Here is a 16,950-nt window from a genome sequence, read left to right as displayed (position 1 = left end):
TGTTCGCCGATTAAAGTGGTACGTGAGCTGGGTTCAGAACGTCGTGAGACAGTTCGGTCCCTATCCGCCGTGGGCGCAGGAGATTTGAGGAGAGCTGTCCCTAGTACGAGAGGACCGGGATGGACGTACCTCTGGTGCACCGGTTGTCGTGCCAACGGCACAGCCGGGTAGCTATGTACGGACCGGATAACCGCTGAAAGCATCTAAGCGGGAAGCCGCCTCCAAGATAATATCTCCCTGAAGGCCGCTCGAAGACTACGAGATTGATAGGCGGGGTGTGGAAGCGCAGCAATGCGTGGAGCTAACCCGTACTAATCGGCCGTTCGGCTTGATCAATAGTTTTTCTGCCCGCTGCTAAAACGGCGGGCAGGGGAATAAGTCCGAGCTTAATCACTCGGACGATCGAGGCCTCATTCGATGTTGTATCGCTACGTTTAAAACAGAATCAGAATTTCCGGTGGCTATGGCGAGGGGGTCCCACCCGATCCCATTCCGAACTCGGAAGTTAAGCCCCTCAGCGCCGATGGTACTGCCGCTGTTTGTCGGTGGGAGAGTAGGACGTTGCCGGATTAAACTTGAAAACCCCAAGGAGGAATCCTTGGGGTTTTCTGCATTCAAGTGCATTGCGTTTTTGATTAAGCGGGTAGTTTTTGGAGAAAATCCCGATACTGCTCCGGGTTTTCTTTTTACAGAAATCTAAAATTGTAATATATAGGTCAGCCGGTTCTTTTTAGAGGGTAGATATCTTTTTTTAATATGCCTTTGTGTGTCGTAACTTGGAGGAGAGATGCCCAAAAAGATTCTCATAATCGATGATGAAGTTGATCTGGTTGAGACGATTAAGTTTCGTCTTGAATCACAGGGGTATCAGGTTGAAACCGCTTACGACGGTCAGGAGGGGTTAAATAAGGCGAAAACTATCCAGCCCGATTTGATCATACTGGATGTAATGATGCCGAAGCTCGATGGTTACCAGGTTTGTCGCCTCCTGAAATTCGACGTCAAATTTATGCACATCAAGGTGCTGATGCTTACTGCGCGGGGGCAGGAGTGTGATAAAAATATCGGCGATGATGTACGTGCCGACGCCTATATGACCAAGCCGTTCGACGGAAAGGTTCTACTTGATAAGATAGCCGCTATGCTCAAAAAATAGAAGTCTCGATCTTATGGAGATGGATGGTCAAACAGAATCTAAAAGTGATCGATTCTATAATTCAGAAAATCAAATCTGAGCGTCGTCTCGATTTTTCGCAATATAGGAAGCCTCTTCTGGCAAGAAGGATAGCAACCAGAGCGCTTTTGGCAAAGCGTCCAAATTTGGAGGAGTATCTCGAGCTTTTGGAATCCGATCCTGCGGAGATGGATTTTCTCGTCGATAAAATCACTATAAATGTTACCGAACTGTTTCGCGATCCAAAGGTCTTCGATTCCCTTCGAACAAAGGTTATTCCCGAAATTTTAAATTTGAAAAAGTATTCAAGCGGCGGAGAAATTCGCATTTGGAGCTCTGCCTGTGCAACCGGACGCGAGGCATATTCCGTTCTGATCCTCCTCCTGGAGATCCTCGGCAGCTCCTACGATCCAGATAGAATAAAACTATTAGGCACGGATATAGATGAAAATTCAATTGAAGATGCCCGAACTTTCAGCATTGCTGATTCGGAAATTGTAAGTTTGCGGGAAGATTTTCGCGCTTTATGCCGAAAAAATCTCGAGCCGAAGGAGGGTGAGGGGTGGTCGCTCCCTGAAAAACTCAGAAAATCGGTAAATTTTGTGCGCCATGACCTTACCAAGGAGCTCAGGGCTGAAATCTTTGATTTGATATTGTGTCGAAATGTCTTTATATACTTCGAAAGAAATCTACAGCTTTTAGTTATGCGACGAATATTTGAAAAACTTTATGATAATGGATATTTAGTAATGGGACTTGTGGAGAGCGTACCTGATGAAATGAGGGGTTTGTTTGATCTCAGCGATGCGAATCTGAGGATATTCAGAAAGGGTAAATCCGGGTAGCGGTTTCAGCCAAAATTAGGGGGGATGATGCGTACTAGAAAATTTTTAAGTGGATTGAAGGGAAAGCTGCTCGTGTGGTTTCTTCTGATAGCCTTGCTTCCTCTTCTCGTCACTAGCGTTCTTGCGTATTCAAATTCAAGAAATGCTTTGGAGAAAAAGATTTTTTCGGAGCTTACCTCCATCAATGAATTAAAAGGGAGGTTGGTCTTGCATTATTTCGAGGAGCTCTCTGCTAATGCCACGCTTTTGGCGCAGCTCGGCAATACGAGATTGGCCTTTGAAAGGTTGAATAGATATCACGACTCGAGCGGAGCAAGGGATGGTGGCGTTTTTGACATCACTACGGAGGAATATAAAAAAATACAAGCCGAGATCGCGCCGTTTTTTGATTTTTATTCTAAGACATTTGGTTACTACGATATGTTCTTTATGTGCGTCACGCATGGTCATGTGATGCACACATATACAAGGGAAAGTGATCTCGGAACAAATCTTACGACCGGCAGTTTAAGTAATTCTGGATTGGCGAGGCTCTGGTCAAAGGTCATTAAACAAAAAAAAGTGGTTTTTGAAGATTTTTCAATTTACGCGCCCAGCAATTCGCCTGCATTTTTTGTGGGGGTACCGGTTAAGGCTTCCGATGGGTCCGTGATAGCCGTCATCGCGTTTCAGGTTGGAACGGATAGGATAAACGATCTTGTCAATGATGCTACAGGTCTGGGCCGCACTGGAGAATCGCTCTTGATAGGCGATGATCTTTTAGTGAGAAGCGATTCGAGATTTGACAATGCCTTTAGAATTTTGAAAGCAAAAATCGATACCGATGCTGGAAGATCCGCTATTAAAAATGCCAGCGGAAATCTGATAGCGAAAGATTATAAGGGCAACAAGGTCATCGAAAGCTATCGGGCTCTTGGGCTCGGTGAAAACTTTGCGACGGATTTCGGGTGGCATATAATATCAAAGATGGACTATGACGAGGCCTTCGCACCTGTCTTCGCTCTCAGGAATTGGGTCATCCTGATCGTGGTCTTTTCGGTTGTCGCAGTTGCGTTCGCAGCTCTTTACCTTTCAGGCATAATTGCAGGCCCGATGATAAGGATGTCATTGGTTGCCAAACAGGTTGCTTCTGGGAACCTATCTGTCTCTCCTGATGAAAAAACCGACGATGAGATAGGGGATCTTTCAAAATCGTTACAGGATATGATCGCCACTTTGCGAGGGATGGTCTCGCAGATCCTGAGGACTTCTGAGCGAATCTCCGTCTCTTCACAGGAGCTTTCTTCGACCGCTCAGCAGATGAATGCCACGACGGAAGAGGTTTCATCTACCGTCCAGCAGATATCAAAAGGAACCGAGTCGCAGGCGCAGAGAATAGATGAAACTCAAAAGGTGATGGAACATGTGTCCGCTGCTATAAGTCAAGTCTCAGTTAGCGCGCAGCATGCTGCAAACGAGGCTGCCGGTTCTCTCAAGATATCTCAAAAAGGGAGCGAAGCTGCTACAGAAACCCAACGGAAGGTGACTAAAATCTCGGAGATTGTCGGGAGATCTGTTGATTCTGTAAAAAAACTCGGGGAGAGGTCCGATCAGATAGGAGAAATAGTGGACGTGATAACCAGCATTGCAGATCAGACAAACCTGCTGGCCTTAAACGCGGCCATAGAGGCAGCAAGGGCTGGTGAGTATGGTCGAGGTTTTGCCGTCGTTGCAGAGGAAGTCAGAAAACTTGCAGAGGCATCCGCTAAATCTGCCGAAGAGATCGAAAAGCTCATAAAAGATGTACAACAGGATACAGGCGACGCGGTTCTCAGCATACAGGGTGCCGCCCAGGATGCGGAAGAGATAAACGAGATCACCAAAAGGCTCGGCTCAGGGCTTATTGAGATTGTGAAGAGTTCTGAAAGGCTCGCTGCGATGGTGGAAGATGTTTCCTCTGCTAACCAGGAACAGGCTTCCAGCGCAAAACAGGTCGCTAAAGCCGTCTCTGATATAGCTTCGGTAGCTGAAGAGACCGCCGCAGCCACTGAAGAAGCGAGCGCTTCATCGGAGGAGATGACCGCTTCTATGGAAGAGCTTGTTTCCAGCGCTCAAGAACTCGCTGACATGGGTATAGCCTTGCGAGATATGGTGGGACAATTCAGACTTGATTCTACCGGCCCTGAAGACGCTCTTCCTCAGAAGAGGCATGCGAAAAAGAACTCACAAACTTTATAAAAAGCGAGCAACTAAATGAATGACAAAAATAAATCCGTATCCGAAGAGCTCCAATTGGTGGTCTTCAGGCTTGCTGATGAAGAGTTTGCTTTGGACATATCGCAAGTCAGGGAAATTATCAGAATGCAGGAAATAACTCCCATGCCCAAGGCCCCCGACTTTATAACCGGGGTGCTGAACTTGAGAGGGCAGATAGTGGCTGTTATGGATCTGGCGCAACGCTTCGCCATCAAAAATTCGCTAAGAACGGATATCGCCAGAATAATAATTGTCGAAGTTGGGGATAGCAAAATAGGCTTAATAGTGGACGAGGTACCAGAGGTTATTCGCATGCCCTTAAATGATATGGAGCCGACTCCTGCGATGATTGAATCCAAAGTCCATGCGGAATTCATAAAGGGTGTTGGTAAGTTTCAGGATAGGCTCATCATTGTCCTGGATGCTGGTAGCATACTCAGCAAGGAAGAGAGCGCACATCTTCCAGTGCAGACGGAACAATAAAAGGCAGATTCCAAATGACCGATTCCCGAAACAGCGAAGGTGAACGAAGGAAGAGCGCAAGACTCGATATACCCATCGAGGTTCTTTATTCCGTTTCCGGAGGCGGGGAGAAACGCGCTGCCAAGTCGGGTAATATAAGCGCAGGAGGCTGTCTCCTCATTGCTGAGGAAGATCTTCCATCCGATTCTCTGATAGACCTTGAAATATTACTCGGAGATTCAGGTGGAGAATCTCTCAAGATAAGAGGGCGTATAGTACGCACATCGGAAAATTCCACTGGACGACATGAGTATGGCATTGCATTTGAAAATATCAGCAATGAGGCAAGGCGCCTCTTCGCCGACTTCTGTTTCGCCAGGATGTATGAATTCATAGGATTGTCCGATTGGCCGACAGATAGAACCAGTAGAAAGGATGAAACCGGAGGGCGTCATGACTAAGAAGAAAATGAATATTTTAATTGTAGATGATGCAATATTCATGAGGAAGATGCTTTCAGATATTCTCAAGGAAGCCGGACATCGCATAGCTGGAGAGGCCGCCAACGGAAAGGAAGCGGTTGAAATGTACACGAAGCTAAAACCTGACCTTGTTACGATGGATATCATAATGCCCGAAATGAATGGGATTGATGCGGTCAAACAAATAATCGAATCCGATGAACGCGCGGTGATACTGGTTGTAAGCGCCATGGGGCAGCAACAACTTGTTGTTGAAGCAATACAGGCTGGCGCGAAAGACTTTGTAGTAAAGCCTTTCGAATCCGCCAGAATTCTTGCTGCAGTCGAAAAACTTGCAAGGTGATCATTTGAGATGACTCTTGAAGGAAATGTTATTGTCGGAATAGCTGAGAGCGCTGTCGTGAGAGTTCCTCTCGTTCTTGAAACCAAGGCATTGGGCTCCTGTCTCGGCGTTGCTATATATGATTGTGTGGCGCATTCAGCCGGGCTTCTGCATGCTATGTTGCCGGAAAGATCAGCAGCCAGATCTTCCGCCCGTCACAAGAATTCGAAGTTCGTCGATTCCGGCATTAGAGAGTTGGTGGATGGAATTTTAAAAATTGGAGGAAAACGCCTTAACCTGAGGGCGAAAATCGCCGGCGGCGCAAATATGTTTCCTTCAATTCAGAGTTCGGCGCCTGGCATAGGCGCCAGGAACTATGAGACTGCGCTGGCAGTTTTGGATGACCTTGGAATACCTCTGGTGGCCTCAGATGTAGGTGGCAATTACGGGCGCTCGGTTTTGTTTTTTACGAAAACTTTGCAGATGTTAATAAAGAGTATAAATGCCGCAGACAAAACCACCTGATTGGCGGAGGACGTATGCAAAAAAGGGTTCTAGTTGCCGATGATGCAAGTTTTATGAGGGAGCTGATCAAGGATATCTTGCTGAAACATGGATATCAGATCGTTGCAGAGGCGGTGAGCGGTGATGACGCCTTGAAAAAATATAGGGAACATCGTCCGGATATCATCACCATGGATATAGTCATGAACGATAAAAACGGTATAGAGGCGACCCGCGAAATAATGTCATTCGATCCAAATGCAAAAATTCTCGTCGTCAGCGCCCTTGGCAATCAGGGGATGGTTGTTGAAGCAATACAGGCTGGTGCAAAAGGTTTCATCATAAAGCCGTTTCGGCCTGAAGTCCTAATCGAAGAAGTGGTTCGTGTCATAGGCGAGTGACAGAGGGGATCAATGATAGAAAAAAGTAAGATAAGAGTCTTGGTTGCGGATGACAGCGCTTTCATGCGCAAGAAGATAGTGGAGATACTCTCTTCGGATCCTGATATAAATGTTATCGCCGTTGCAAAGGATGGTAAGGAAGCCATCGAAAGCGCCAATTCACTTAAACCTGATGTTATAACCCTTGATATCGAGATGCCGGTGATGAGCGGCCTTGATGCTCTTGGCTACATCATGAGCGAAATGCCCACTCCGTGCGTGATAATTAGTGCTTTTACGGCCAAAGACTCCGAACAAACTTTGAAAGCGCTGGAGTACGGGGCTGTGGATTTTGTGACCAAGCCAAGCGGTGTGATCTCGTTAAATATCGATGAAGTTGCGGCAAATATTCTTGCCAAGGTTAAAAACGCCGCCCGGGTCCCGGTGAACAAATTAAAACTCATCTATGCCGAAGCTAGCAAGTGCGCTGCAAAAAAAACCGGCAAGGTCGAGCACATGAAAAGAATTATCATTATAGCATCTTCAACTGGCGGAACCCAGGCTTTGGCTATACTTCTGCCTGCCATCGAGAAAGATATTCCCGCTGCCATCCTGGTTGTGCAACACATGCCGGCAGGATTTACAAAGTCCCTGGCTGAAAGATTAGATAAAATATCCCAGATATCAGTTCGTGAGGCCGCAAACGGAATGATTTTGCACGCTGGAGAGGCGGTGGTGGCAAAGGGTGGTTCTCATCTGGAAATATCCGGTACATTGCAAACACCGATAATCACCCTGAGTGATGCACCTCCTGTTTTCGGTCTGAGACCCTGTGCTGACTTTACGATGAAGTCTGCCGCGGCTTCTTTTTCTAACATGGTGGTTGGAGTAGTACTGACAGGAATGGGAAGCGATGGGACTTTGGGCTCGTCGGCGATTAAAAGCGCAGGTGGCGTTGTGATAGCCCAGGATGAAGCCAGTTCGGTCATATATGGAATGCCTAAGAGCGTGGTATCTGCGAATCTTGCGGACAAAGTTCTGCCACTGAGTGGGATAGCACAGGAAATTCATCGAATTTTGAGGTAAACGGGCCATGTCTGGGAAAGAGGAATACAAAAAAATATATCTGCAGGAATCGGATGAGCTTCTGCAGCTGCTCAATTCGAGCCTTTTGATTCTAGAGAAAGATCGAGCCAACGTAGAGGCGTTAAACTCGATCTTTCGCGCAGCTCATACGCTAAAAAGCATCTCCGCCAGCATGGGATATAACGACATCTCAGATCTTTCTCATAAGATGGAGGATCTGCTCTCGCAAGTGAGGGACGGGGAGAGCGCTCTGGATGAAAAAGAAATCACTACTCTTTTTTCATGCGTCGATACCCTTGAAAGAATGGTGGCAGCTACAGCTGAATCCAAGGCATTTGATGGCGATGTCGCTTCGCTGATCAACTCTCTTAACTCCTCCATCAAGAAGGAGCATGTTTTTGAGGAAGAAAAAATATCCGAAGATATAAGCCTCAATGTTTTTGAAAAGAGGACCCTGGCCAGGGTGAAAAGAGACGGATATAACTGCTATCATGTCAAGGTGACTCTCGACAAAGGCTGTGTTTTGAAAAACGTCAGGGCGTTCATGGTTTTCAGAACTCTTCATGAGGTTGGAGAGGTGATAAAGTCCTTTCCGGACAGCGAGTCTATTGAAGCTGACAAATTCGATCTTTCCTTTGGATGTGTGTTTATAACCAGAGAACCTCCCAACTCTGTAAAGGAGAGGGTTGCCGATATATTGGAAATTGCCGAGGTGGAGGTTTACGAAATACCCGTGGAAGATGACTGGTACGGTTATGATGATTCTTCGAGCCAATTCTCTGTCGAAGATGCTAGAAAAAAAACCGGCCAGCAAGCTGAGCAAATAAAGAGAATTTCCAGTGTCAGGATTGATGTGCAGAGGCTAGACAGACTGATGAATTTGGTGGAGGAACTCGCGATAGCGAAGCTGAGAATTGGAGAAATAGCCGATCGCCTTGGAGAGGCCGACCTTAAAGCTTCCATAGATCCGCTCAACAGACTCGTTGATGACCTTCAGAACGAGATTATGCAGGCGAGGCTAGTCCCGGTCGCACAGATTTTCGACAGGTTTCCCAGGGTCGTCAGGGATCTTGCGATGAAAGAGAGTAAAAAAATCAGGTTTGAAATGATCGGTGGAGATATAGAGCTCGATAGAGCGGTCTTAGATGAAATAGCCGACCCATTGATTCATTTGATTAGAAATGCGGTAGATCATGGGATTGCCAAACCTGAAGAAAGAAAAAGAAATAAAAAAGCGGAGGAAGGCAGGGTGATGCTGTCCGCTGTCCGTGAGAAAAACTATGTGGTCATATCGGTCTCTGATGATGGAGAAGGGGTGGATATATCAGCCGTTAAGATGGGTGCAATAGAAAGGGGGCTTGCCACTGAGGCGCAGCTTTCTCAAATGTCCGATGACGAAATTTTAATGATAATAGCCATGCCAGGATTCAGCACTGCAAGATCCGTTTCGGAGATATCGGGCAGAGGCGTCGGAATGGATGTTGTAAAAAATAAAGCGGAGATGCTCGGCGGAACCATCCTGATAGAATCCAAAGCGCATCTTGGCACTAAGATAAGCATGAAGATTCCCATCACTACTGCCGTTGTAAAATCTCTCATAGTAGGTGTTGAAGAGAGATTTTTTGCTTTTCCAATATCCAGCGTGGTTGAAATAGCGCCGGTTACCAGTTTAAATATTAGGTCGATAGAAAATGCCGAAACCATAGTGCATAGAGGAGAAGTTATTCCTCTCATGCGAATAAATGAAATTCTTTCCACCAAACTGTCAGTCGCCGATGCACCATGTGAAAAATCTTCAAAGGGTTACGCTCTCATAGTTGACGACGGAGAGCGCAAATACGCAGCGATGGTGGACAGGCTGCTCAACCAACAGGACATAGTCATAAAGCAACTTTCCAAAGAGTTCAAGGGGGTCAAGGGCATTGCCGGAGCCACGATACTAGGCAGCGGTTCAATCGCCCTCGTTGTTGACGTTCTCACTCTGAATTGAATTAGGAAGCGGAAGGGGCATAACATTGTCGGTGTTGCTACAAATGGTGATGTTCCTGTGAATCAGTATGTGAAGTGGTGATTAACAACTTGCAAGAAAACTCGACCGCATAACAGGGGGAATTGAAAAAAATGTCATCCGCTTCAAAGTCAAGGATTCTTATTGTGGGTGGCGGCGACGGAGTACCGTTCCTTCTGGACATGCTCCTCGATATAGATTCCGTTGAAGTCGTTGGGCTCTGCGATACGACAAAAAGTTCCAAGGCTATGATAAATGCGGATGCTCGAGGGGTAAAAACCGGAACCAATATACTCGATTTCGTAGGGAAAGAGAAGATCGATGTAATAATGGAGCTCTCGGGTTCCAGAGAATATCAGAAGACTCTCTACTCCATCGTTCCAAAAGAAACCAGAATAGTGGATTCGCACGCAGTGGAGCTGCTTGTAGATGTCGCCCTATCCAGGGAAAAGGCAAAAAAAGTAGATCAATTCAGTCTCATAAACAGACTTTCAACGGTCCTCTCTTCCGGGTATGACATCAACAATGTAGTTCTACCTGTTTTTGAGATTCTTAAGGATTCATATCCGGTCGAACTCTTTGCAATATTCACACGAAATGAACACTCGGATACTCTCATACTTGCCTGCGATTCGAAACCATCAGACAAAGATGTCGAATCGATACACGCTTCTATTCTCGATGAGAGCAATGCTGGAGAACTTGACAGGGATGTGAGATTCCCTCTCAACGTTATATCCACAAATCTCAGGAAATGCGATTCATCCAGGCTTTCTCTTAAAAACAAGAGGGTGGTCCCGCTGAGGATAGCCGACAGAACAGTCGGCTATCTGCTGATATCCACAGGAGATTCCCGCTTCTTATCAGACGATGATATGGTAGTCATTGGAGTGTTCGCGCAGGTTCTCGCGATGTTTTCAGACTATGATAGCGTAAAGAGGCACCTTGCGGATTCAAAAATCGGTTTGGAATCAATTCTCAATGCCATGGCTGAAGGTGTGATAGCGATAGATAACCAATATAATCTGACGCTGATCAATCCCTCTGCAAAAAATTTGCTCGGCATAACGGAGTTTAAATACGGATTTCCGATATGGGATACTGTCAAGATCGGTCAGATCTATTCCATCCTTAAGGACTTTTCATCCTTGGAGGGTATAGCGCGAAGGGAGATCAGGTTCGACAGGAATAATGTGGAAGTTATCATGGAATTGACCATCACTCCTATGGCCGATGTGCTTGGGCGTAAGAGCGGATGGGTTATCCTGATCTCGGATGTTACAAAGGCGAGAGAAGTCGACAGGCTGAAATCTGAATTTATTTCCACCGCATCTCATGAGCTCAGAACTCCTCTTACTGCCATCAAAGAGTCGGTGATGCTGCTTCAGGATGAGACAGCAGGGAGAGCGTCGGAGCCCCAAAAGCGCTTTCTTTCTATAGCGATGAGAAACATAGACCGTCTCGCTCAGCTTATAAGCGATCTGCTCGATCTTTCGAGGATAGAGACCGGGGAATTACATCTTAATTTGGTTAGTGCGGATATAAACAAATTGATTGCGGAAGTTGCAGGTGCAATTAAGATTCTGGCTACGACGAGGAACATAAATATTAAATACGATGCTAATCTAAAACTGCCAAAAACACTTCTCGATCGTGACCGTATTTCCCAAGTTTTGGTTAACTTGCTGAGCAACGCAATAAAATTTACCAAAGAGGGAGGCTCCATTGATATCTCAACTTTTCTTTCGAGCTCGAGAAAATTTCCTTCCTTTCTTAGAGATGCAAAGGTCTTTGCCAAGCTCAAGAACTCGCTGGTCGTATCGGTAAGGGACAATGGAATTGGAATCAAAAAAGAGAACATGCACAGGCTGTTCAGAAAATTCGAACAGCTCGATACTTCGACGACAAGGAAGCCCGGCGGCACCGGCCTCGGTTTGTCGATTTCCAAGGAGATTGTAGAGCTACATGGGGGTAAGATATGGGCTGAGTCCGAGTATGGAAAGGGTTCCTGTTTTTATTTTACAATTCCAATCAAGGAGGATGCCTGAATATGTACTTAACTGAGATGCAGAAAAGCGCCCTTTCTGAAGCTGCCAACATAGGTTCCGGTCATGCAGCGATAGCCCTGTCCAAGCTGATGAATAGAAAGATAATGATCGCCATACCATCTGTAGAGGTCATGGCGATAGACGTCCTCGCAGGATCGATGGATAAATTATCGGAGTATCTTCTTTTAAATACCGGCATAAGCGGAGATATACGCGGGCATATTTCATTTTTTATGAAAAATGACTATGCGCGGCATCTGGTTTCTCTCATGCCAGTTCTAAAAGAGCGCGGCAAGGAAGATGTTAATGCTTACGAACTCTCCGTTATTTCAGAGGTGGGCAATATCGTTTTAGCTGCCTACTTGAATTCGCTCTCTGAACTGGCAGGTCTCAAATTTAACATAACTTCCCCCAATATTTTCAGAGGAAACTTGTCGGATATATCTTTGTCATTGAAGACCTCTGGAAAGGGGATGGATGAGGTGATATGTATAAAGACCGAATTTATGCAGCTCGACGCAAAAATAGAGGCATATATTGTTTTTAGTCCTTCCAAAGATTCAGTGGATACCTTGCTTTATTCTCTTAAAGCTTGAGCCGGGGGATTGATGGCATCTGAATGGGCTGTGTTGGCTATAGACGATAAGCCGGTTTACGGCAAGGAATTGCTAAATATAGCCAGTCGTTTTATGAAGTCTAATCGCTAATTATTTTTAACAGGAGAGATGAGATGGAAAAATCGATAACTTCCGCCCAAATTGATGCCCTGAGAGAGGTCATGACTATAGGCGCTGGAAATGCTGCTACGGCACTTTCCTCCCTTCTGAAAAGGCGGGTTGATCTTTCTGTTCCTTCCGTGCGTTTGCGAAATATCTCCGATTTTACCGAAATTTTCGGCGGTGCGGAGTCCGCCATATCTGCGGTGTACATGCGCCTTAGCGAGGGAATATCGGGCGCTATGATGATGACCTTTGACTATGAGACAGTTCTTTCCCTAGCCGATATCTTGAGCGGCAGAGCGCCGGGTAGTTCATCCTCCTGCGATGAGGTGGGAATATCTTCGATCAAAGAAACGATGAGCATCATTTCCGGATCTTATCTGATCGCGATATCCAAGATTGTAAATTTCCAGGTAATGCAATCAGTTCCGGAGTATGCCAGTGACATGGCAGGAGCTCTTTCAGATGTCATCCTTGCAGAATTTTGCAGAGATGTTGATGATATATTGGTTGTGGATACCGAGTTTTCGATAAAAGGTGAAAAGCTGCAGACGTATTTTCTCTTCATGCCCGACGCGGAATCTTTCAAGAATATAATGGTGGCTCTCGGCGTTGATGGCGCAATTTGACAGGCGGTGTCTTTTGAACAGCGATATTATCGAAATACTGAAGGTCATCCATGAAAGGACGGGGTTCGACTTTTCCCTGTACAAGGAAGGAACTCTAAACCGAAGGATCGTCGGCAGGATGCGGGCCCTTGAGCTTTCCAAGTATTCTGACTATGCCGAACGCTTGCGAACAGATCCCTCCGAACAGTCAAAGCTGCTCGATGCGATATCAATAAACGTCACCGGGATGTTTAGAAATCCTGAGCTGTTCGATGAGCTTGAGAGGGTAGTTTTTCCCAACATCATCGAGGAAAAACTGACAAAAAAACACAGGATGATAAGGATCTGGAGTTGCGGATGTTCCACCGGACAGGAGCCATATTCCATAGCGATAGCCGTATCTGATTGCATAGAAGGTTTAGGCTCAAAAATCTCCTGTTCCATTGTCGCCACCGACATAGACATCTCGGCGATAACGAAGGCGAGGGCGGGGGTCTTTGGATTTTCTGATTTAAAGGAAATAGGGCGAAAACGTCGTGATAAATATTTTATCAAATCCGGCGATGACTTTGAAGTTGCGCCGTCCATCAGGAAGATGGTGCATTTTAAACGGCATGACGTGGTTACCGATAGGCCCTTTCGCTTCAACGATATAATTTTCTGCAGAAACACCTTCATATACTTCAATAAGGAGCTGCAGGAGGAAACCCAGTTAAAACTCTGCGAATGCCTGAACCCGGGGGGAAAACTTATTCTTGGGATGTGTGAATCTCTGGTAGGTGCCGCCTCTGGTAAATTTGTCGCCAGAAATAGCGCTCTCAGAATATACGAGAGGAGGATTGAGGATTATTCCAAATCTTTCGTCGCCTCCGACGTTCTATCACAGGAAAAGATAGATTCCATAATAAGGGAATTAAACGAGGAGGGATACGAAGAAAATTCTGATCGCAGAAGATGAAAAGAATTTGGCCGTGATCATTTGCCGAAGAAGAAATCGAGGACTCCGGCTGCGGCGTGCATCTTGTTTTCGCCCTGTTGCCAGATAACGGAGTTCGGTCCTTCCATCACTTCCTCGGTTATTTCGTACCCACGATAAGCGGGCAGGCAGTGCATGATTATTGCGCCCCTGTTGGCGAGTCCCAGAAGTTCCTTGTTGATCTGATATCCCTGGAAATCTTTCAACTTCTTTTCCTTCTCCGATTCTTCACCCATGCTCACCCAAGTGTCGGTATAGAGAACATCGGAGCTACAAGCCGCTTCCCGCGGATCGCTCATTATAGCGATCTTGGAACCGCTCTTTTGAGCGATATCCTTCGCATAATTTACAAATTCCTCTTTTGGCCCGTATGCATCAGGGCAGCCGACGTTGATGTTCATGCCGGCGTGCGCGCAGGCAAGGAGAAGGGAATGGCAGACGTTGTTGCCATCGCCTATGTAGGCCAGCGTCAAACCCTTCAGGTCGCCTTTAACCTCTTTTACCGTGAACAGGTCGCAGATGGCCTGTGTTGGATGTGCCAGGTTGCATAGGCCGTTGATTATAGGTACTCCTGCGAATTCATCCAATTCAAGGATGGTCTGGTGGCTGTAAACCCTTGCAACGATAGCATCAAAATAGTTGCCGAACATGCGTGCAGTGTCCTTGACCGGTTCGCCGCGTTTCATCTGAAGGTCGGCAGAAGGGAGGTAAACCGGGGTTCCGCCGAGCCTTGCAATGGCCGATTCAAAGCTTGCTCGGGTTCTCGTCGAGGGCTTTTCGAAGAGAAGGGCGACGACCCGATTGTCGAGACTTCCTATTGGCTTCCTGCTCTTTATGGCAGCTTTAACCCTTCCAGTCCTCTCCAGTATCTGGGTGAATTCCTGCGATGTGATATCCTTCAGGGTCCTGAGTGATCGTGTCATTTGCCTTCTCCTGTTCTTTGACTGGCCCGTGCTAATATCAGGGCCTGCTCTTTAGGGCAAGTCGATTCCATAAGGGATAAAATATTTAAAAAGCAATATATAACAAATACTTATTTTGATAGTTTAATTCTAAGCTTTAAATCTACACCAGAGGGAAAGGGAGGGTTAAATTTTGCTCCGTCTGACGGAGTTTGTAACGAAATTTGACGAAATCCTCATTTTTTTCAATAATCCCTTGAAAATTTTATACGACTTCTATTAGGATTCGGGCGGGGGTAGCATAGGGAGGTCATTATGTCGGCCCAGATACCCGGATCGGAAATAAAATTCTATAGCAGGCACCTCTGTGGCGGAGTTCTCGTTGCCCCTTATTGCATGGGCAATCCGAAAGATTTCAATATCGATCAGGAATATAGTCTGATGCGTAGCTTCATCCCGGATTTTATGGTTGATGAGCGCCAACCTGCGGTTGAACTATGCAGAGGCTTTAAAAGGATCCTCGAAGGTAAATCCGAAAGGGAAAGGCTCTGTGCCGATGTAAGTGATGAGGAAAGGCCGATTTGCAAGGAGCGGATGGAAAGACTCATCATGATAAATGAAGAGTGCAATCGCAGAGTCCTTAAGTATCACGAAAAAATAGAGGAGTTCCGCGGTTGGATATGGGGTACGCTTGGCGGGCTTGGAGCTTTTTTGGTCGCCATCATAATCAGATTTTTCAACAGGCCGAAGGGGGCTCGCGATGTGGTCGATGAGGCATTCAGGGCGATCGAAGCCCTTCGTAACGCCAGGGGAACCGGCGGGAGGCTAAAAGCATTCTGGAATGGTCTCTACAGAATATATTCCAGATACCGAGGTGAAAGCATCGCCGAGGAAGATAAGATTAAAGAAAGTGCAGAAAAGAATGTTTCTCAGGAGTGGGGCGTTGTTAGAGGGCTGCTTGCCTCCACGCAGGAGAAGCTGAATAATTTTCTTTTGAACCTGGAGGAATCTGAACATCCTGACAAAGCAAGCGATCTTCAGTCGGTCAATCTGTCTTTCCTTATGGGAGGAGAACGAGCACCGACGGTGGCGGCACTTCATCAAAGATTCTTTTCAGATGCCGAGCAGATTCTGCACAGCTATCAAAAGACGATATGGGTGATTGAAAAAAATCTTCCATCTATTCTGGCCGGACATTTTCTTCCTGTGGACAGGATCCCAACGGAAGAAGAGCTCGATCTCGCCAGAAAGGAAACTGAAAGATTTAGGGAGGCCGTTGTAGCGCTGCTCGATGCGAATCGGGGCCTTCGGGGGATGGTGAATCAGCTTGCCAGTGCGTTCGTTACGGATCCGACCTTCAATGCCAACTGGCTCCATACGATTCTCGCCACGGAAACAAATATGGAAAAGGCACTCCGCCAAGTAGATGGAAACCTTTCTCTCATCGAACAGATAGGGCTCCATCGTTCATATGAGGATCGCCAGAGCTGGTCTTTGAGGCTGCTGCGCATTTACCATGGTATGGGCACTGCGAGCGGAATGATGAGTAAGGTCCTCGGGTTCAAGAACCATTTGGCGAAGAAGCTTGGAGTGCGGGTTGAGATGACAACTGCTGAGACAGACCTAGCGATTCCTCAGGAGATCCAAATTGATCTATTCAAAATACTGAATACCCTCTTGGATAACGCCATCAATTTTTCGGATCCTGCGAGGCGTGGATCCGATGCGATGGTTGAGTTTTCATCATCGGTCAGCGATGACAACCTGACATTTACTGTAAAGGATAACGGTGTCGGTTTTAGGGACCCTGCCTCCGCAATGGGAGGGAAGAGAGAACGTCCGGATATGGCACCAGGCCTTGGCATAGAGCTAAAGGCCGCCCACGAACTGGCCGAAAAAGCCGGCTTGATAATGACCTACAAACACTTGAAGAGTTATGGACTTTTCAACGCAGGGACCGAATTTCAGGTTACCATTCCAGCAAAACTTCAATCGCTCGGAATGCAGACTCCGCAGGGCACGCCCATCCCGGGTCCAGTCCAAGGCGGGACGGGGATGGCGAGCTCTGCAATGATCGGACTGACTCAGCCCTTTATCGCTTCATCGCTGTCATTTATGAGAGCTCCTGCTCTGATAATGCGCTAGATCGGATATGCTTTCTATTCAGAAAATCAAAAGCCTCCAGCCGATCGACTGGAG

Annotated in this window: 16 protein-coding genes and 2 rRNA genes; 17 read left to right on the top strand and 1 reads right to left on the bottom strand. The window is 46.6% G+C overall.

What is annotated here, in order from left to right; translation table 11 throughout:
- From GX659_03020 to GX659_02945, 16 genes are all read left to right on the top strand, one after another.
- Positions 1-337: ribosomal RNA gene (locus tag GX659_03020) — 23S ribosomal RNA — on the top strand; the annotation flags it as partial.
- A 116-nt stretch (positions 338-453) separates the two neighbouring features.
- A 5S ribosomal RNA gene (gene rrf, locus GX659_03015) occupies positions 454-570 on the top strand.
- A 217-nt stretch (positions 571-787) separates the two neighbouring features.
- A complete protein-coding gene (locus tag GX659_03010) occupies positions 788-1,156 on the top strand; it encodes a response regulator (protein NLD27760.1) in 369 nt (122 codons plus the stop codon).
- Positions 1,157-1,179: 23 nt separating this feature from the next.
- Entirely contained in the window at positions 1,180-2,019 is an 840-nt protein-coding gene (locus GX659_03005) for a protein-glutamate O-methyltransferase CheR (GenBank protein NLD27759.1), read from the top strand.
- 27 nt (positions 2,020-2,046) lie between these two features.
- A complete protein-coding gene (locus GX659_03000; protein NLD27758.1) occupies positions 2,047-4,236 on the top strand; it encodes a methyl-accepting chemotaxis protein in 2,190 nt (729 codons plus the stop codon).
- 15 nt (positions 4,237-4,251) lie between these two features.
- Entirely contained in the window at positions 4,252-4,737 is a 486-nt protein-coding gene (locus tag GX659_02995) for a purine-binding chemotaxis protein CheW (protein NLD27757.1), read from the top strand.
- Between the two features lie 14 nt (positions 4,738-4,751).
- Complete coding sequence (locus GX659_02990) at positions 4,752-5,177, top strand: PilZ domain-containing protein (protein NLD27756.1); 426 nt, start codon at positions 4,752-4,754, stop codon at positions 5,175-5,177.
- Positions 5,170-5,541, top strand: a complete 372-nt coding sequence (locus GX659_02985; protein ID NLD27755.1) for a response regulator — start codon at positions 5,170-5,172, stop codon at positions 5,539-5,541. Before GX659_02990 ends, GX659_02985 begins: the two co-directional genes overlap by 8 nt.
- Positions 5,542-5,550: 9 nt before the next feature.
- Positions 5,551-6,045, top strand: a complete 495-nt coding sequence (locus GX659_02980) for a chemotaxis protein CheD (GenBank protein NLD27754.1) — start codon at positions 5,551-5,553, stop codon at positions 6,043-6,045.
- A 14-nt stretch (positions 6,046-6,059) separates the two neighbouring features.
- Entirely contained in the window at positions 6,060-6,425 is a 366-nt protein-coding gene (locus GX659_02975) for a response regulator (protein ID NLD27753.1), read from the top strand.
- A 12-nt stretch (positions 6,426-6,437) separates the two neighbouring features.
- Positions 6,438-7,490, top strand: coding sequence for a chemotaxis response regulator protein-glutamate methylesterase (locus tag GX659_02970; GenBank protein ID NLD27752.1), 1,053 nt, complete (start codon positions 6,438-6,440; stop codon positions 7,488-7,490).
- Between the two features lie 7 nt (positions 7,491-7,497).
- Complete coding sequence (locus tag GX659_02965; protein ID NLD27751.1) at positions 7,498-9,480, top strand: chemotaxis protein CheA; 1,983 nt, start codon at positions 7,498-7,500, stop codon at positions 9,478-9,480.
- Between the two features lie 131 nt (positions 9,481-9,611).
- Positions 9,612-11,546, top strand: coding sequence for a cell wall metabolism sensor histidine kinase WalK (locus tag GX659_02960; protein ID NLD27750.1), 1,935 nt, complete (start codon positions 9,612-9,614; stop codon positions 11,544-11,546).
- Positions 11,547-11,548: 2 nt separating this feature from the next.
- Entirely contained in the window at positions 11,549-12,142 is a 594-nt protein-coding gene (locus GX659_02955; protein NLD27749.1) for a hypothetical protein, read from the top strand.
- Between the two features lie 134 nt (positions 12,143-12,276).
- A complete protein-coding gene (locus GX659_02950) occupies positions 12,277-12,894 on the top strand; it encodes a hypothetical protein (protein ID NLD27748.1) in 618 nt (205 codons plus the stop codon).
- 13 nt (positions 12,895-12,907) lie between these two features.
- Positions 12,908-13,831: a protein-glutamate O-methyltransferase CheR gene (locus GX659_02945; GenBank protein ID NLD27747.1), complete on the top strand. Its 924-nt coding sequence runs from the start codon at positions 12,908-12,910 to the stop codon at positions 13,829-13,831.
- Positions 13,832-13,848: 17 nt separating this feature from the next.
- Here the strand turns inward: GX659_02945 and argF are convergent, their stop codons facing one another.
- Positions 13,849-14,772 (bottom strand): ornithine carbamoyltransferase, encoded by a 924-nt coding sequence (argF, locus tag GX659_02940; protein NLD27746.1) that lies wholly within the window; start codon positions 14,770-14,772, stop codon positions 13,849-13,851.
- A 294-nt stretch (positions 14,773-15,066) separates the two neighbouring features.
- Here argF and GX659_02935 point away from each other — a divergent pair, with 294 nt between their 5' ends.
- Positions 15,067-16,896 (top strand): hypothetical protein, encoded by a 1,830-nt coding sequence (locus GX659_02935; GenBank protein NLD27745.1) that lies wholly within the window; start codon positions 15,067-15,069, stop codon positions 16,894-16,896.
- Positions 16,897-16,950 lie beyond the last annotated feature (54 nt).

The sequence above is a fragment of the Myxococcales bacterium genome (genome assembly GCA_012513515.1).
GTDB lineage: Bacteria > UBA10199 > UBA10199 > 2-02-FULL-44-16 > JAAZCA01 > JAAZCA01.
The sequence above is the reverse complement of the archived record's forward strand: the minus strand, read 5'-3'. Positions and strand labels throughout refer to the sequence as shown.